Raw genomic sequence first — 17,854 nt, 5'->3', positions numbered from 1 at the left:
GCACAAACCAGCAGTCAGATCTATGGAGATGTGGGAATAATCACAAATTGAAAAGAAAGCGGCCTCTCCCGGACGGGAGAGGCCTTGAGGATTACTGCATCAGCAGGTAAATCGTGCTGTCGCCGCGCTGGATGTTCAGCGCCAGAACAGACGGTTTGCTGTCGAGGATCTTACGCAGATCCGCAATGTTCTTCACCGGCTGCTGGTTAGCACCGACGATGATATCGCCTTTCTTCAGGCCAATCTGCGCGGCCGGCGACGCAGCTTTCACTGCATTCACCACCACGCCTTTATCCTGGCCTTTGTTGCTCATTTCCGCGCCTTCAATGCCGCTGAAAATAGAGCTGGATTCGACCTGCGTCTGGCTACTCTGCTGCAGCTCCAGCGAGACCGTCATCGGTTTGCCGTCACGCAGCAGACCCAGGCTGACTTTGCTGCCGACCGGCATTGAGCCTACCTGCGCACGCAGCGCGGCGAAGCTGCTGATCGGTTTGCCGCCCAGCGAGGTGATGACGTCGCCCGCTTTAATGCCCGCTTTCGCAGCGGACGAGTTCGGCATCACCTGGCTGACAAACGCTCCGCGCTGCGCGTCGACTTTCATCGCTTTCGCCAGCTCAGAGTTCAGTTCGGTACCCATAATGCCCAGCTCGCCGCGTTTCACCTGGCCAAACTTGACCATCTGTTCGGTCAGGCTTTTCACCATGTTACTCGGAATAGCAAAACCGATACCGATGTTGCCGCCGTCCGGTGCCAGAATCGCAGTGTTGATACCAATCAGCTCGCCGTTGAGGTTAACCAGCGCGCCGCCAGAATTTCCGCGGTTAATCGCGGCATCCGTCTGGATAAAGTTTTCGTAGTTTTCAACGTTCAGGCCACTACGGCCCAACGCGGACACAATCCCGGAGGTCACGGTTTCGCCGAGACCAAACGGGTTACCGATCGCCACCGTGTAATCACCGACGCGCAGCGCATCGGAGTCGGCAAGTTTAATCGCCGTCAGGTTTTTCGGATCCTGAACCTGGATCAGGGCGATGTCGGAGCGCGGATCTTTGCCGACCACTTTGGCGTCTAACTTACGGCCATCGCTCAACTGGACTTTAATTGAGGTTGCATTGTCGACCACGTGGTTATTGGTGACCACATAGCCTTTCGCGGCATCAATAATCACACCGGAACCCAGCGCCATGAATTTTTGCTGCTGGCCGCCGCCGTTGCCACCGGCACCCGGGCCGCCGGGGCCACCCTGGCAGAACGGAGAGCTCTGGAAGGGGGAGCCGTCCTGGCAGAACGGGGAATCTTCACCAAAGAACTGCTGGAAGTTGCGCGGCATCCGCGGCGTATTAACGGTGGTGCTACCCTCAACGTTAATACTCACCACTGAAGGCATTACTTTTTCAAGCATCGGCGCCAGACTCGGCATTTGCTGAGCCGTCGTTGCCGCTGAGGCCGTTTCCGCTGCTGTCGCCGACAGCGGGGATAACGCTAAGCTTAAACTCAGAGCCAGTGCACTCATTGCTAACGTGGTTTTTTTCATGTTTCTCAATCTCAATTCCAATTTCAGATAGGGCTAAAACGCTGTGTACGTCACTATCAGATTCACTTTATAACGGGAAGTTCCGGGATTAAGTTTATGGAAAAAGTAAAAATTTATTGGTCGTCTTTACAAAACTCACCGCTTATTCCACCGCCATAAGACGACGGTATTCATCCCACGCGTAGAGATCTGTCATGCCGCTGATATAGTCCTGGATCAGGCGGCAGCGATAATAATATTCCATGACCACAAACGCCGCCGAATCACGCGGAATTTTATTTACCGCTTCGATATACGCCAGCCGGTGGCGGGTCGACAGTTTCTGAAAAAGCCGCGACTCGATCGGCAAATGGCGCAGCCGTTCTTTGGCCACCAGCTCGCTAAAATCATGCTCAGATAATTCCAGCAGCGGCTTGTAGATTTCCAGCAGGCCGCTAATGACGCGGTATCCCTGCAATTCCAGCTGTTCGACATCCGGGTGGCAGAACACATGCTTCATTGCCACCTTTTTATAGAGATCAAGCAGTTGGCTAAAATCGCTGTCGTCCTCCAGTAACGCATGGTTAAATTCGCCGTCAAAAATCTGCGCGATATTATCAATAAAGCGCTGGGCGGCGTAGGGCACCAGTTTATTCAGCGTATTGACCCGCAAATACATAAAGAACTGATCTTCGGTACTGCGGCTCAGGGAATTAGAACGCGATTTGTCCCAGGCATTTTCGACGACCTGAGAAAATAGCGATCCTTTTTCATGATGCCCCCAGGCATCATGAAGATGCTGATAAAGCTGCTCCACACTAAATATGCGTTTTTCTACCGCATCTTCAAGGTCTGCGACGCAATAAGAAATATCGTCAGCAGCTTCCATTATCCAGGTCAGCGGAAAACGACTGTAAGGCGCCAGCGAAAGTTCTTTACGCAGCCGCGCAATGTATGGCTCTTCTGACAGGTAATAACCCGGTTTTTTCATCAGATAGCTATGGGTTTGCGGCGGTGGCCCCACCCACCATGCCGGACGGGTGTACTTCAGAATGCAGCCCACCTGCGCCCAGGTCAGGTTCATGCGCATCAACGTATGCACCAGGCGAATGCCCTGCGCGTTGCCTTCAAACTGGCACAGATCCTGGCGCACCTTGCGGCGCTGTTCGTTCAAGGCTTCTTCGCCTTCCCGCAGCCGTAAACCCAGCACCAGACAGCGATCGTCGCTCATCGGCTGACTGGCGGCATCGCTCGGAAACAGCCGCTGGCGGAACCAGTCGTTGATCGCCGCTTCGCCAAAGTGGCCGAACGGCGGGTTGCCAATGTCATGCATCAGGCAGGCCATTTCGACAATGCTCTCAAACGGCCCGGTCAGTTCGTCCAGCCCGTAGGGGGTCAGCAGCTTTTGCTCTTTCAGACGCGTCAGCACCTCTTTGGCGATATAACGCCCGACCTGCTGCACTTCCAGCGAATGGGTCAGGCGCGTGCGCACCGCGGCATTTCGCTCCAGCGGGAAGACCTGGGTTTTTTGCTGCAATCGACGAATCGCTGGCGAATTGATGATGCGCCCGCGGTCGCTTTCGAAAATGCGCAGGATCTCGTGTTCGGTTTTCTCGCCCTGGGGTGAACGATAACGCCGACGCCAGTTAATTTTGTTGCGAAAGTCGATCTTAGCCATACCCGCTCCCGGTCCGGAAATGCGCATCTTCTGAGCGCATGATAAACTATGCCTTTAATTATGACTTATCGCGAGTAAATCTATGAAAATCGGCATTATTGGTGCAATGGAAGAAGAAGTTACGCTGCTGCGTGACAACATCGAGAACCGCAAAACGCTTACGCTCGGCGGTAGCGAAATTTACACCGGTACGCTGAATGGCACAGAGATCGCACTGCTCAAATCCGGGATCGGTAAAGTCGCCGCGGCGATGGGTGCGACCCTGTTACTCGAGCACTGCAAACCCGATGTCATTATTAACACCGGCTCTGCGGGCGGTCTGGCGTCAACGCTGAAAGTGGGCGATATCGTCGTCTCCGATGAAGCGCGCTATCACGACGCCGACGTCACCGCTTTCGGTTACGAATATGGCCAGCTACCAGGCTGCCCGGCAGGCTTTAAGGCGGATGAAAAACTGATTGCCGCCGCAGAAAGCTGCATTAGAGAGCTGAACCTGAACGCGGTACGCGGGCTTATCGTCAGCGGCGATGCGTTTATTAACGGCTCTGTCGGCCTGGCGAAAATCCGCCACAACTTCCCGCAGGCGATTGCCGTAGAGATGGAAGCGACCGCCATTGCGCACGTCTGCCATAACTTTAAGGTGCCGTTTGTGGTGGTTCGCGCGATCTCCGACGTCGCTGACCAGCAATCGCACCTCAGCTTTGACGAATTCCTCGCGGTCGCGGCGAAACAGTCTACCCTGATGGTAGAAACGCTGGTGCAGAAGCTGGCGCGTGGCTAACGCATACGTCAGGGCCATCGTTGCCCTGTTCTTCCTTGCCCCGGCGTGGCTGCTCGCCGCGCCGCGGGTCATTTCGCTTTCCCCGTCCAATACCGAACTGGCTTTCGCAGCAGGCATTACACCTGTCGCGGTCAGTGCTTTTTCCGACTATCCCCCCGAAGCCGCTGGCATCGAACAGGTGGCGAGCTGGCAGGGTATCAACCTTGAACGCATCGTGGCGCTGAAACCGGACCTTGTGCTGGCGTGGAAAGAGGGCAATGCCGAACGTCAGATTAACCAGTTGAGCGCGTTGGGCATTCACGTGTTGTGGATTGAAACCGATTCGGTCAGCAATATCATCGACGCGCTGCAACAACTGGCCGCGTGGAGTCCGCAGCCGGAAAAGGCGAAACAGGCCGTCCGCACCTTACAGCACGACTACGAAGAACTAAAAACCCGCTACGCCAGCGCGCCGAAAACGCGTGTTTTTTTACAGTTCGGGGCGAATCCCCTGTTTACCAGCGGAAAAAACTCCATTCAGAATGAGATCCTCGAACTCTGCGGCGGAGAAAATATTTTTGCCGCAAGTCGGGTTCCCTGGCCGCAGGTCAGCCGCGAGCAGGTGCTGTCCCGCGATCCGCAGGCCATTGTGTTCGGTGGAAATGCGCGTGAAATTCCGAAAATTGAGGCTTACTGGCATACCCAGCTCAAAATTCCGGTTATTGCCCTGAATAGTGACTGGTTTGAACGCGCGAGCCCGCGTATTATCCTCGCCGCAAAACAACTCTGTTCTGCGCTTGCGCAGGTGAATCAGGCAGGAAAATAACGATGCTCGTGTATTGGCTGGATATCGTAGGTACAGCCGTTTTTGCTATCTCCGGCGTTCTGCTCGCCGGCAAACTTCGCATGGATCCGTTTGGCGTTCTGGTGCTCGGCGTGGTGACGGCCGTCGGCGGCGGCACCATTCGTGATATGGCGCTGGCCAATGGCCCGGTATTCTGGGTGAAAGACCCCACCGATCTGGTCGTGGCGATGATCACCAGCATGCTGACAATCCTGCTGGTGCGTCAGCCGCGCCGGTTGCCCAAATGGATTTTACCGGTGCTGGATGCCGTCGGGCTGGCGGTGTTCGTCGGCATTGGCGTTAATAAAGCGTTTCTTGCCGACAGTGGCCCGTTAGTCGCCATCTGCATGGGCGTGGTGACGGGCGTTGGCGGCGGGATCATCCGTGATGTGCTGGCACGTGAAATTCCGATGATTTTGCGCACCGAAATCTACGCCACCGCCTGTATTGCGGGCGGTATTGTACACGCGACGGCGCATTACACCTTTGCGATGTCACTCGAAAATTCGGCGATGCTGGGGATGTTAGTAACGCTGGTGATTCGTCTGGCGGCGATACGCTGGCATCTGAAACTGCCGACGTTTGCGCTGGATGAGAACGGGCGGTAAACGGTTTTGTCGGCCCGGCAAACACCGGGCCAACCGCATCAGACGCTGAACGAGGAACCACACCCGCAGGTGCTGGTGGCGTTCGGGTTGGAGACGATAAAGCGAGAACCTTCCAGACCTTCCGTGTAATCCACAGAACCGCCCACCAGGTACTGCAGGCTCATCGGATCCACAACCAGACCCACGCCCTGCTTCTCAATGGTCATATCGCCTTCGTTGATTTGATCGTCAAAGGTAAAACCGTACTGGAACCCGCTGCAACCACCGCCAGTGATGTACACGCGCAGTTTCAGGTTCGGGTTGTCTTCGTCCGCAATCAGGCTTTTTACCTTGTTAGCTGCGGCATCAGTAAACTGCAGCGGCAGCGCTGCTACGTCATCACTCATTTCTTACTCCCGGTTATACTGCAGTCAGGTTAAATTATAACCTGAGCTTTTGAGCCATTATCTAATACCCGAGTATTTCGTTCAAGTATTCTCCCCACCAACCTGCTGTGTATTGCGCTCTTGTTCTGCCTGTTGTTTTGCCAGGGTACGCGCGAGGATAGTGGAGTATAGCGGTTTACCGCCCAAAAATTGTGCCAGTAGTGTTGCGCCAAGACAGGTAATAATCATTGGCAAAATGAGCTGATAATTGTCGGTCATTTCCAGAACCAGCACGATCCCGGTGAGCGGCGCGCGCAACGACGCAGCCAGCAGCGCCCCCATTCCGGCAATCGCGAAGGTGCCCGCGTCCAGCTGATACGCCGGAAAACTGACCGCCGCCGCCATGCCGAACGCGGTGCCGAGCAGCGTTCCCAGCGCCAGCATCGGCGCAAAAATGCCACCCGGTGCGCCGGAAGAGAAGCAGAGCAGCGTCGTCAACACGCGGGCGATGAAGATAAACAGCAGCACACCGATGGTGTNAATTGCCCGCCGCCGCGATGGGGATCAGGTAAAAACCCCCGCCTGCCGCCGCCGGTTGAATCAACCCCAGCACACCGCACGCCCCGCCAATCACCCCGCCGATCAGCACCCATTTTTTGATTTCCCCGCCGTGCAGGCGTTGAAACATATCCTGCGTCCGCAGCACCAGCGCGTTGAAGAGCGGGCCAACGCCGCCAAAAATCATCCCCAAAACCAGATACAACCACAGCGTGTTCACCGGCGCGTTCGACAGATGCCCCACATCGATAATCGCCACTTCGCCATTGAAAATACGGAACACGATGCTCGACATGATCACGCCCGTAAATACCGCTTTAATGGAGATGAGGTTATAGCGAAACTGCGGGCGCATTTCTTCGATGATAAACAGGATCCCCGCCAGCGGCGCGTTAAACGCCGCCGATAACCCCGCCGCAGCCCCGGTCGCCAGCAGCGTATGGCGCGCTTCCGGGCTGCGCATGCGAAACAGATCCAGCACCATGCGGCCGATATTGCCGCCAATCTGCACCGTTGGTCCTTCGCGGCCGAGCACCATTCCTGCGCCGAGCGTGCCCATCCCGCCGATAAATTTCACCGGTAGTACCCGCCACCAGCGCACCGGACGCAGCTCTTCCAGCGCGCCTTCAATTTCCGGGATCCCCGACCCACCCGCTTCCGGCGCAAAACGGCGCACCAGAAAATACCCCACCATCGCCAGTAGCGCCGAGAGAACAAAGGCCAGCGGCCAGACGAGAAAGCCGTGATCCGCCACCTGCGCCAGAGTCCCGAGTCGCCCGTTCTGTACCCACGTAACGGCTTTTTCAAAGGCGACGCCCACCAGTCCGGTGATAGAGCCAACCACGGCGGCCATCAGCAAAATCGCCAGCGGCGTTTTGTCACGGTTGAGCAGACGACGCACCACGTGGCGGCGGCGTAAACGAAGCAATTGCTGTGATTCAAAAGAGGGAGATTCAGGTTTCATGCGTTCGGCGTTAATAAGTCATACAAAATGCGGACGTATTGTACTTATCCTACATCACTTCCTGTTTTGATTTGGGCAAAACTTTCATAACCTTTGCGGAATACCTTAGAATAGTCCTCATTTCGCTTTCTACGAACCAGGAACAGGCTATGAGCAAATCAGAAAACCTCTACAGCGCAGCGCGCGAACTCATCCCCGGCGGCGTGAATTCGCCGGTGCGCGCCTTTACCGGCGTGGGCGGGACTCCGCTGTTTATTGAACGTGCCGATGGCGCTTACCTGTACGACGTGGACGGCAAAGCGTATGTCGATTACGTCGGTTCCTGGGGGCCGATGGTGCTCGGACACAACCACCCGGCGATCCGCAATGTGGTGATTGAAGCGGCCGAACGCGGTCTGAGCTTCGGTGCACCGACGGAAATGGAAGTGAAAATGGCCGCGCTGGTCACCGAACTGGTGCCGACGATGGACATGGTGCGCATGGTGAACTCCGGCACCGAGGCGACCATGAGCGCCATCCGCCTGGCGCGGGGTTTTACCGGCCGCGATAAAATCATCAAATTTGAAGGCTGCTATCACGGCCATGCCGACTGCCTGCTGGTAAAAGCCGGTTCCGGTGCGCTGACCCTCGGCCAGCCGAATTCCCCGGGCGTACCAGCAGATTTTGCAAAACATACCCTGACCTGCACGTATAACGATCTCGCGTCCGTACGTGCGGCGTTCGAACAGTATCCGCAGGATATCGCCTGCATCATCGTAGAACCGGTCGCGGGCAACATGAACTGTATTCCGCCGCAGCCGGATTTCCTGCCGGGTCTGCGCGCGCTGTGCGACGAGTTCGGCGCGCTGCTGATCATCGACGAAGTAATGACCGGTTTCCGCGTGGCGCTCGCGGGTGCGCAGTCGTATTACGATGTGGTGCCGGATCTGACCTGCCTCGGCAAAATCATCGGCGGCGGCATGCCTGTCGGCGCATTTGGCGGACGCCGTGACGTAATGGACGCGCTGGCACCAACCGGCCCGGTGTATCAGGCGGGCACGTTGTCCGGTAACCCGATTGCGATGGCGGCGGGCTATGCCTGCCTGACGGAGGTCTCTCAGCCGGGCATCCACTCCACGCTCACGGCGCTGACCACCCAACTGGCGGACGGCCTGCGGGAAGCGGCGAAAGAAGCGGGGATCCCGCTGGTCGTAAACCACGTTGGCGGCATGTTCGGCATTTTCTTTACCGACGCCAACACCGTGACCTGCTATCAGGATGTGGTGAAATGCGACGTGGAACGTTTTAAACGCTTCTTCCACCTGATGCTCGACGAAGGCGTTTACCTGGCGCCNNTTTGAAGCGGGCTTTATGTCTGTGGCGCACAGCGAAGAAGATATCGATAACACCATCGACGCGGCGCGCCGGGTGTTTGCACAGCTGTAAGGTTAACTGCCGGGTAGCGCACAGCCACCCGGCATTTTTTACCGGCTCTGCTTCCTCAGCAGATAGATAAAGTACGGCGCGCCGATAAACGTCGACAGNNCCCCCGCCCAACGGTAAGATGGTCAGCCAGCGACGGCAAAACGGCACCAGCGCCAGCAGCACAACCATCATCAGCCCGGTGCGAACCACCTGCGGATACGTCGCGTTGTAGGTCGAACCGGAAATCCACGTCAGGATCTGCGCCATCCGTGGATCGCCGCTGGCCTGTAACATCATCAACACCGGCGGCGATCAGGATAACCAGTAACGTCGCCGCCGCGCCGAGACTCCCGGCAGGCATCAGCCAGCCGAACGCATCGCCCGGCACAAAGAACAGCATCAACACCACGCCAAACGCTGCGCCGGAGGAGATCCCCAGCACTTCAGGGCTGGCCATCGGGTTACCGGTCAGGCGCTGAATAATGCAGCCCGCCACCGCCAGCATCATCCCGGCGATCAGCGCCGCCAGAATACGCGGTGCGCGCCATTCCATCAGTTGATTCAGTAGCTCGCTGCCCGCCCACTGCCAGCCCTGAGAATCGCGGCCAAAAGAGAGTGAGACCAGCATCACCAGCAGCAGTACAGCCAGCCCCGTCAGAGACCAGGCCAGCACACGCTGACGGCGATCGCCGGCATCCATCGCTGGCGCGCTGATACTGCGCAGACGCGGCAGCAACCACAGCAGCAGCGGCGCGCCAATCAGCGCGGTCACAGAACCGGTTGAGACTTCCATCCACACGCGGGAAAGCCAGAGAATGATTTGATCGGAGAGCCAGAGGATCAGCGCGCCAATCAGCGGTGCCAGCATCAGGCGGGACAGCAACCGCCGTGCACCAAGCATTTTCGCCAGCAGCGGCGCAAACAGGCCGATAAAACCGATGATCCCCACCGCGTTCACCAGCAAGGCGCTGATGACAATTGCCAGCACCAGTGCCGCCAGACGCGCCAGCGACAGCGCGAGGCCAAGATTACGCGCCACACCATCGTCCAGCCCCATCAGGGTCAGCGGGCGCAGCAGCAGCAACGTCAGCATCACGCCGCCGAGCAGTTGCGGCCACAGCTGTTGCACCACGCCCCAGTCGGTTTGCGTCAGCGTCCCGGTGCCCCACAGGAACACGCTTTGCAGTTGATCATGATGGAAAATCGCCAGCAGTTGATTCATCGCGCCGCAGTACATGCTGACCACCAGACCGGCGAGAATCAGCGTCACCGGCGACAGGCGTTTGCCCCAGGAGACGCCAAACACCAACGCGCCAACGACACATGCCCCGGCCAGCGCCGCGAACTGCGCCGTCAGCGCCCCCGGTAATGCCCACAGCGTGGTCACGGTGATCCCCAGTTGCGCGCCCGTCGCGACGCCAAGTGTCGTCGGTTCCGCCAGCGGGTTACGCAGCACCTGCTGGAACAGCACGCCCACCAGGCCCAGCCCGGCGCCCACCAGTAGCGACACCGCTACGCGCGGCAACAGGCTGTAGTGGAACAGCATCTGCGCGATGTTGTCGATGTCCGGCTGCCAGAACGCCTCGCCCCACTGCGCCCGTGGCAGCGCGACGTTGAAATTCACCCAGCTCAGCGCCGACGCGGCAATAAATAAAACGAGTAACAGCGTGGCCGGGAAAGGTGCGATTCGCGATCTCATGCTTTCCCTCCCAGCGCGTTATCCAGTACGCGGACAAAATTCATCGCTGACAGCGTAGCGCCGTAAAACCACACCGCCGGAACGCGCTGGAAGCGCTGCTGACGGACAAACGGCATCGCCTGCCACAGCGGCGTCGCCATCAGTTTTTGCATTTCAAGGTCGTTGCCGTGGTCAAAGCACAGCACGTCCACATCCTTAAAGCCGCCGAGCCGGTCGATCCCCACCACTTCACTTCCCCAGAAATTGGGGTTGCCCTGCCAGGCGTTCACGATACCGTACGCGTCAAGGATCGGCTGGAACAGGCAGTTCGGGCCAAAGGCGAGCACGTGGCGGGCGTCCAGCAGCGTCAGCATCAGCAACGGGCGCTGGCCACGCTGTGCGAAGCGCGGTTTGTACTGTGCGACAAACTGGTCGAAGTAATCAAGGTGCTGGCGAGCCCTGGTTTCCAGCCCCAGCAACTGCGACATTTCCACCAGTGATTTACGCGCCATTCCCAGCGGATTTTTACCGTCGCTGAAGTTAAAGCCGCGACCGGGGGCGATTTTCGCCAGCTTCTCCGGCGACGGGCCGTAGCCTGCTGACCAGACCATGTACGAGGGTTTCATTTCGGTCAGCAGTTCAAGATTGGGCTCGGTGCGTAATCCAACGTCAATCACCGAATCAGGTAACGCGGGCTCGTTCACCCACAGCTTATAGTTGGGAATATCGGCGATACCGTACGGCGTGACGCCAAGCGCCAGCAACAGCTCAACTGGCAGCCATTCAAGCGCCACGATGCGGTGCGGATCAACGGATGCCGCACGGGCGCTATTCATCTTCAACAGCAGCGGTGACAGCGCCATGGCTGTCAGCAAGCGTCGGCGGCTAATGCATAGTGAACGGTTCATCAATAGACAAAACTCACCGGCGCTGCCCCCGCCGGGTGCGGCAGGATGCCCATTGGAATACCGTAAATTTGCTCCAGCGTTTCACCGCACATCAGCGTTTCCGGCGTCCCCTGTGCAATCATTTCACCGCCGCGCAGTGCCACCAGAAAATCGCAGTATCGCGCCGCCATGTTGATGTCATGCAGCACGGCGATCACCGTCAGGCCGCGCTGCTGGCTTAAGCGATGCACCAGCGNGATCCCCGCCCGCTGACGTTCGCCGCCGGAGAGGCTGTCCACGAGGCGGTGCGCCAGCGGCTTTAAGCCGACCAGGCTAATCGCCTCTTCCACTTTTTCTCTGTCCGCCACGCCAAAGCGCCCTAACGCGCCGTGCCACGGATAACGACCAATCGCCACCAGTTCGCGCACCGTCATCCCTTCCGCCTGCGGCAACTGCTGCGGCAGATAAGCGACCTTACGGGCGAATGACTTGCTGTTCCAGCTCTCCAGCGGCTGTCCGTCGAGCAGGATCTCCCCTTCCGACGGCGGTTGATGCCGACCGAGCATTTTCAGCAGTGTCGATTTCCCTGAGCCGTTATGACCGATAAGCCCGGTCACTTTGCCCACAGGGAAGGTCAGAGAAAGGGGATGCAGCAGCGTACGGCCCGGTACGCGGAAAGAGACGTTGCTAAGCGAAAAGGTAGTTTCGGAAAGAGAAGTTTTTTCCTGCATAGCGACCAACGTGTGAAAAAGGCGCGGCACGCCGCGCCTGAAAAGGATTTAGAAACGGAACGTTGCGGTGGCAACCACCTGACGCTCTGCGCCCCAGTAGCATGCGTAATCACGATAGCAACTGGACACGTATTCGCGGTCGAACAGGTTGGTCACATTCACTCCTATCGACGAGCCCGGCAGACCAAAACGCGCCAGATCGTACTTAATGGTGGCATCAGCCAGCGTGTAGCCCGCGACGTTGAACGCTTCGTTGTTGTTAGCGCCCGTGGTGTAGAAGCTGGAAGTTGAGCCGATATAGCGCGCACCTGCCCCGACCGTCAGACCGCTCAGCGCGGTTTCATGGAAGGTGTAATCCGCCCACAGCGACGCCATGTTACGCGGGATTTCCGCCGGGCGCTTGCCGCCATAAACGGTATCGTGTGTATATTCCGCATCGGTGAACGTGTAGCCCGCAGTGACGTCGATGTTTGCCGTCAGTGCCGCTTTCGCTTCCAGTTCAAAACCACGGGAACGGATTTCACCCGACTGGACGCTGAAAAGCGTATTTTCAGGATCCGGCGTCAGGTTGTGATTTTTCGTCAGTTGATAAACCGCCGCCGTAACTACCACTGGCATATCTTTCGGGACGTATTTCACGCCCGCTTCGTACTGCTTGCCGCGTGACGGATCGAACGGTTTGCCTTCTTTGGTCGCCCCAGAGACCGGTTCAAATGATTCGCTGTAGCTGATGTACGGAGAAATTCCGTTATCAAACAGGTAATTCAGACCACCGCGCCAGGTAAACTGCTGATCGTTAACTTCCGCCGTGGTGTTAGTAGAACGCGTGAGCGTCGACGTTTTCGCGAAGTCATAGCGACCGCCGAGCGTCAGCACCCATTTGTTCCATTCAGCCTGATCCTGTGCGTACAGGCCGGTCTGTTCCTGACGGTTCACCACTGCATACGGGAAGTTCACGTTAACGTTCGGGTTACCGTATTGCGGATCCTGCATGCTAATGGGATTAGCCGAACCGTAGTCAGCGTCGATGTCGTTACGCATGCGCAGGTAATCGACCCCGGTCAGCAGCGTATGATCCACAGTGCCGGTGGCAAATGTAGACTGCAGTTGGTTATCCACGGTGAAGCTGTTCAGGGCTTCATCAGAACGCACATATGCGCGACCGATCTGTGCCGGAGCGACATAGCTGTTGCCGTAGACAGAACGGTACAGCGTGTGGACCTGCGCGTAACGGAGGTTCTGACGTACGGTAAACGTATCATTAAACTCGTGCGCGAAGCTGTAACCCACCATCTGCTGGCGGCGAGTCATCGTGTTATTTTTTTCGCCTTCGTTGAAATCGGTCGGCAGCTTATGTGCTTTACCGTTAGCGTCGTAGTAAGGCACGACAGTGCCCTGACGCGGCAACCAGCCGTAATAACCTGCATCCGGATCGCTCTGGAAATTGCTCAGGAAGGTAAAGTCGGTTTTCGCGTCCGGGCGCCAGCTGAAGGAAGGCGCGATGGCGTAGCGGGAAGATTTCACCGCATCCTGCTGCGCGTCCTGGCTGCGGCCAAGACCGGTCAGGCGATAAGACCACACGCCTGCGTCATCAATGGCATCGCTGAAGTCGAAGCCCGTCTGCCACAGATTGTCGGTGCCCATTTTGAACTGGATTTCACGCAGCGGTTCGGTGGTTGGACGCTTGCTGACCATCGAGACGATACCGCCCGGATTGCTTTTGCCGTACAGCACCGATACCGGGCCGCGCATCAACTCCACGCGCTCAAGGAAATAAGGGTCCATCGACACTTCAGAGTAGTTATCGCCCTGAAGTTTCATGCCATCGAGATACTGGTTGGTGTTCACCGTCGTAGACGTAGTGAAGCCACGAATGGAAACCACATCATAGGTAGAAGAACTGCCGCGAGTGGAGAACACACCCGGCGTGTAGCCCAGCGCTTCTTTCACCGTTCCCGGCTGTTTCATGTCCATTTCTTCACGTGTCACCACGGAAACAGACTGCGGCGTTTTTTCAATTGGGGTATCGGTTTTGGTTGCCGTCGCGGTGCGTTTCGCTGCAATGGTCGGGGCCGGGCCCCAGGCGCTTTCCTGGGCGGCAGGTGCGGCGGTAACGGTGATGGTTTNTTCAGCCGCCTGTGCGTATACAGACATGCCGCTAACCGCTGTGGCTACTACCACTGCGATTTTACGCAGCGTGGCAGGCTTTGGCTGAGCAGTTTTTGGACGCGCCATTTCGTTTCTCTGATGAAATAGTGAATGATAACGTAAACGAGAATTATTATTATGACGGCTGCATAATAGGCGAAACGACGCTGGCATAGCAAGCGGAATGCGACCCTGAGGGTTTTAAGGGTATAAAAAATAACCGGAGCGTTGTTAGGGAGTTAGCGGAAGGTTAATTCGGGGAGCATGAAATGCCCCCTCCCCGGTGGAGAGAGGGCGTGTGTGCTGGCGTTAGTTACCGCCANGTTGCGGCTGCTGTTGAGGCTGCTGCTGCGACTGGTTAAACGGATTGCCCGGCTGCTGTTCCTGCTGCGCCTGACTCTGCTGGCACAGCGCGTCCGGGTTCGTCGTCCAGACCGGCAGCGTTCGCATGCCGCCACCGCCGCAGACAAAGTAGCCGTTGTCATCCACGCCCATATCGACGATATCTTCCGGCGGCGTCAGATTCAGCGGGATCGGCGACTGATTCGCCAGATAGCGCTGGTAAATCGACATCGCACCACTGGCACCGTACAGCTTCGTCGGCTGGTTGTTGTCGCGGCCCACCCAGGTGATCACCACTTCACGTCCGTCGATACCGGCAAACCAGGTATCAACGTTGTTGTTGGTGGTCCCGGTTTTCCCTGCCAGATGCAGACCCGGATACTTCGCGCCCAGCTGGCGACCCGTACCACGTTGCACCACCTGCTGCATGGTCCACAGCGTCATGTACGCCGCCTGCGCCGGAACCGCACGCTCTGCCTGCGGATAGCTCTGATACAGCACNNAGGCTGGCGCGGTTCCCGCCGCTGGCAATCGTCTGGAACGCCTGCGCCACTTCCACCGGCGTCAGGTTCAGCGCCCCCAGCAGCATGGCCGGCACCGCGTTAAGCTGATCTTTCGGCGCACCCAGTTTCTGCCAGGTGTCCGTTACCGCCGGCAGGCCCAGCGCCATCCCGAGATTCACCGTCGGCACGTTCATTGAACGGGTCAGCGCATCCACCAGCATCACCTGACCGCTGTAGCGGTGATCATCGTTCTGCGGCGACCAGGTCTGGCCGTTCGACAGACGAATAGCGATCGGCGCATCGGCAATCCAGGTGTTCAGACGATAGAGATTCGGCTGGCTCAGCGCAGTCAGGTAGGTCGCAGGTTTCGCCAGAGAACCAATCGAACGGCGCGCCTGCATGGCACGGTTGTAGCCCGCAAACTGCGGTTCCGCGCCGCCGACCATCGCCCGGACTTCGCCGCTAAAGCGGTCAACCACCACCATCGCGGTTTCCAGATCGCTCAGCTTGCGCTGTTTCTTCAGCTCAGGGATCCCGTCGGTGGCCGCTTTTTCAGCCGCATCCTGCGCGACCGGGTCAAAGGTGGTGAAAATCTTCACGCCGGAGAGATCTTTCACCTTGTCGCCCAGCTTCGCCTGCAGCTCCTGACGCACCATCTGCATAAACGCAGGCTGCGGTGAAATCACGCCGCCGCGCGGTTGTACGCCCAGCGGACGAGCGCTCAGCATGTCGTACAGTTCCTGGTCGATCACGTTCTGCTGTTGCAGCAGACGCAGCACCAGGTTACGACGCTCCAGCGCCAGTTTAGGATTACGCCACGGGTTGTAGATCGACGCGCCTTTTACCATCCCCACCAGCAGCGCCTGCTGATCGAGACTCAGCTCTTCCACCGGACGACCGAAGTAATAAAGGCTCGCCAGCGGGAAGCCGCGGATTTCGTTGTCGCCGCTCTGACCGAGATACACTTCGTTCATGTACAGCTCAAGAATGCGATCCTTGCTGTAACGCGCGTCCATGATCAGCGCCATGTAGGCTTCGTTCGCCTTACGCCAGTAAGAACGCTCGCTGGAGAGGAACAGGTTTTTCACCAGCTGTTGCGTCAGCGTACTGGCGCCCTGCACCGTCCGCCCCGCTGTCAGGTTAGCCAGCACCGCACGACCGATAGAGTAGAGGCTGATACCGTCATGCTCGTAGAAATGGCGGTCTTCGGTCGCCAGTAACGTATCCACCAACAGATCCGGGAAACCGTTGCGCGGCACAAACAGGCGCTGCTCGCCGTTGGGCGATGAGAGCATGGTGATGAGCCGCGGATCGAGACGGAAGAAACCGAACTGGCGGTTGTTGTCGATGTTGGTGATGGTATCGAGGTGATCGCCATCGAAGGTCAGACGCGCGCGCACCTGCCCCTCTTTGCTGTCCGGGAAATCAAACGGACGGCGGATCATCTCAATACTGTTCGCCTGCACGGTAAATTCGCCCGGGCGCGTCATTGCGGTGACCTGGCGGTACTGAGTGGCCGTCAGCAGCCGTACCATCTCGCTTTTACTGACCGGCATGTCGGGCTCNCCCCCGCCGCCGGCAGCTGCCAGACTTTACCGTCGATACGGCTACGAATTTTTTGATCAAGATAGACGCCGTAAATGGCAATCAGCACCGCCAGGACGATACCAATCTTCACCAGCAGCCAGAACCAGCCGCGTTTACCACGAGGCTTACGCCCTCTGCCTTTCCCCTTACGCGGCATCGGCTCTTCATCCTCATCGTCGTAGTCATCGTACTCGTCGTCATACTCCTCTTCCCGGAGTCGACGACGACTTATCTTTTGTTTTGCCGGACGCGCGGGTCTCCCCTTTCGTCCTATCGGCTCGCGGTCATTCCCCGCCATGCTTTCTCTCCGCATTTTTCAGGCGTAATGGCCTGATTCTCTTGTCTTTCACCAGAGGGTAAAAGAAGAAATCTCTCAATTTTCAGGCGATGAATATTTCTTCGTTCGCCGGGTTGGCGCCGCATTTGCAGGGTCGTCCGGCCATACGTGCTTCGGATAGCGCCCTTTCATCTCTTTCTGCACATCACGGTATGCGCCCTGCCAGAACGCGCTGAGATCGCGCGTGATCTGCAAAGGCCGCTGAGCAGGCGACAGCAGCTCAAGCACCAGCGCGACGCGCCCCTGAGCAATCGTCGGCGTTGTCGCTTCGCCGAACATCTCCTGCATCCGCACCGCCAGCACCGGGGGATTTTCGTCGTGATAGCGGATGGCAATCCGGCTTCCGGTCGGCACAGTGTAATGCGCTGGCAGCTCACTATCCAGTTGTTGACGTAATGACCACGGCAACAGGTTTTGTAACGCGTTGTGAAGATTGAGCGTTTTCAGCGCCCGCAGCGAGTGCACGCCCTGCATCTGCGGCAGCAGCCAGCTTTCCAGCGATGCCAGTAACGACGCATCATCGACCGCGGGCCACGGCTGTTCCGGCAGCCATTTTGCCGCACAGTGCAGACGCAAGCGTAGCTGTTCCGCTTCCGGCGTCCAGTTCAGGACATTCAGGCCTTTATCGCGAATACCGTTCAGCATCGCCTGATGCAGTTCCTCTTCAGACGGCTTTGCCAGCGGCTGAACGTTAACCACCAGCTCGCCAANNCCACCAGCCACGGGCAGCGGGCGGTTAACGTGTCGATATCCAGCGGCAGCGCCTGCAGAATGCGTGCGTCCGGCGAGTGGCTGCCCTGCAACAGCAGCGGCGCAATCAGCCACTCGTGGCGGCCCAGCGCGTCATCGGCGTCCAGCATTGCGCCCATGCCGTTCGCCAGTTGGTAGCGCCCTTCCTGTCCGCGTCGGCGGGCGATGCGGTCGGCAAACGCCCGCGCCAGCAGCGG

The 17,854-nt window shown here is 58.1% G+C and carries 9 protein-coding genes and 5 pseudogenes; 4 read left to right on the top strand and 10 right to left on the bottom strand.

The window, feature by feature from the left end:
* Window positions 1-91: 91 nt before the first annotated feature.
* Window positions 92-1,534 carry a serine endoprotease DegP gene (degP, locus tag GM30_RS03405; protein WP_049847497.1) on the bottom strand — a complete coding sequence of 481 codons (1,443 nt, stop codon included), beginning with the start codon at window positions 1,532-1,534 and terminating at the stop codon, window positions 92-94.
* Between the two features lie 142 nt (window positions 1,535-1,676).
* Window positions 1,677-3,191 (bottom strand): dGTPase, encoded by a 1,515-nt coding sequence (dgt, locus tag GM30_RS03400; RefSeq protein WP_049847496.1) that lies wholly within the window; start codon window positions 3,189-3,191, stop codon window positions 1,677-1,679.
* Window positions 3,192-3,273: 82 nt separating this feature from the next.
* Here dgt and mtnN point away from each other — a divergent pair, with 82 nt between their 5' ends.
* From mtnN to GM30_RS03385, 3 genes are read left to right on the top strand one after another with little or no spacing between them, the layout of a single operon-like run.
* Window positions 3,274-3,972 (top strand): 5'-methylthioadenosine/S-adenosylhomocysteine nucleosidase, encoded by a 699-nt coding sequence (mtnN, locus tag GM30_RS03395; protein WP_049847495.1) that lies wholly within the window; start codon window positions 3,274-3,276, stop codon window positions 3,970-3,972.
* Entirely contained in the window at window positions 3,965-4,777 is an 813-nt protein-coding gene (gene btuF / locus GM30_RS03390) for a vitamin B12 ABC transporter substrate-binding protein BtuF (protein ID WP_049847494.1), read from the top strand. Before mtnN ends, btuF begins: the two co-directional genes overlap by 8 nt.
* 2 nt (window positions 4,778-4,779) lie before the next feature.
* Window positions 4,780-5,403, top strand: coding sequence for a TRIC cation channel family protein (locus GM30_RS03385; protein WP_049847493.1), 624 nt, complete (start codon window positions 4,780-4,782; stop codon window positions 5,401-5,403).
* Between the two features lie 38 nt (window positions 5,404-5,441).
* Here the strand turns inward: GM30_RS03385 and erpA are convergent, their stop codons facing one another.
* Both erpA and clcA read right to left on the bottom strand, forming a co-directional pair.
* The gene (erpA, locus tag GM30_RS03380) at window positions 5,442-5,789 is read right to left on the bottom strand and encodes an iron-sulfur cluster insertion protein ErpA (protein WP_049847492.1); all 348 of its coding nucleotides are present in this window, start codon (window positions 5,787-5,789) and stop codon (window positions 5,442-5,444) included.
* An 81-nt stretch (window positions 5,790-5,870) separates the two neighbouring features.
* Window positions 5,871-7,290: pseudogene (gene clcA / locus GM30_RS03375) on the bottom strand (H(+)/Cl(-) exchange transporter ClcA).
* 149 nt (window positions 7,291-7,439) lie between these two features.
* Between clcA and hemL the strand changes: the two are divergent.
* Window positions 7,440-8,715: pseudogene (gene hemL / locus GM30_RS03370) on the top strand (glutamate-1-semialdehyde 2,1-aminomutase).
* Window positions 8,716-8,817: 102 nt separating this feature from the next.
* Here the strand turns inward: hemL and GM30_RS03365 are convergent.
* The 6 genes and pseudogenes from GM30_RS03365 to GM30_RS03340 all read right to left on the bottom strand — a co-directional run.
* Window positions 8,818-10,393 (bottom strand): annotated as a pseudogene (locus GM30_RS03365) (iron ABC transporter permease); the annotation flags it as partial.
* On the bottom strand, window positions 10,390-11,280 hold the full coding sequence (fhuD, locus tag GM30_RS03360; protein ID WP_049847491.1) for a Fe(3+)-hydroxamate ABC transporter substrate-binding protein FhuD: 891 nt from the start codon (window positions 11,278-11,280) through the stop codon (window positions 10,390-10,392). The gene fhuD and the pseudogene GM30_RS03365, both read right to left, overlap by 4 nt.
* Window positions 11,280-11,990: an ATP-binding cassette domain-containing protein gene (locus tag GM30_RS03355; protein WP_049847490.1), complete on the bottom strand. Its 711-nt coding sequence runs from the start codon at window positions 11,988-11,990 to the stop codon at window positions 11,280-11,282. The genes fhuD and GM30_RS03355 overlap by 1 nt, the downstream gene beginning before the upstream one ends.
* 48 nt (window positions 11,991-12,038) lie before the next feature.
* Window positions 12,039-14,225: a ferrichrome porin FhuA gene (gene fhuA / locus GM30_RS03350; protein WP_049847489.1), complete on the bottom strand. Its 2,187-nt coding sequence runs from the start codon at window positions 14,223-14,225 to the stop codon at window positions 12,039-12,041.
* Between the two features lie 222 nt (window positions 14,226-14,447).
* Window positions 14,448-16,868: pseudogene (gene mrcB, locus GM30_RS03345) on the bottom strand (bifunctional glycosyl transferase/transpeptidase).
* Window positions 16,869-16,943: 75 nt separating this feature from the next.
* Window positions 16,944-17,854: pseudogene (locus GM30_RS03340) on the bottom strand (ATP-dependent helicase C-terminal domain-containing protein); the annotation flags it as partial.

Origin of the sequence: Trabulsiella odontotermitis (genome assembly GCF_001188485.1) — a bacterium.
Taxonomy (GTDB): Bacteria; Pseudomonadota; Gammaproteobacteria; order Enterobacterales; family Enterobacteriaceae; genus Trabulsiella; species Trabulsiella odontotermitis_A.
Note: the sequence above shows the minus strand (reverse complement) of the source record. Positions and strands in the feature narration are given on the sequence as shown.

Coding starts and splice junctions, on each gene's coding strand:
- degP (WP_049847497.1), bottom strand. CDS start 1,534: ATGAAAAAAACCACGTTAGCAATGAGTGCACTGGCTCTGAGTTTAAGC.
- dgt (WP_049847496.1), bottom strand. CDS start 3,191: ATGGCTAAGATCGACTTTCGCAACAAAATTAACTGGCGTCGGCGTTAT.
- mtnN (WP_049847495.1), top strand. CDS start 3,274: ATGAAAATCGGCATTATTGGTGCAATGGAAGAAGAAGTTACGCTGCTG.
- GM30_RS03385 (WP_049847493.1), top strand. CDS start 4,780: ATGCTCGTGTATTGGCTGGATATCGTAGGTACAGCCGTTTTTGCTATC.
- erpA (WP_049847492.1), bottom strand. CDS start 5,789: ATGAGTGATGACGTAGCAGCGCTGCCGCTGCAGTTTACTGATGCCGCA.
- fhuD (WP_049847491.1), bottom strand. CDS start 11,280: ATGAACCGTTCACTATGCATTAGCCGCCGACGCTTGCTGACAGCCATG.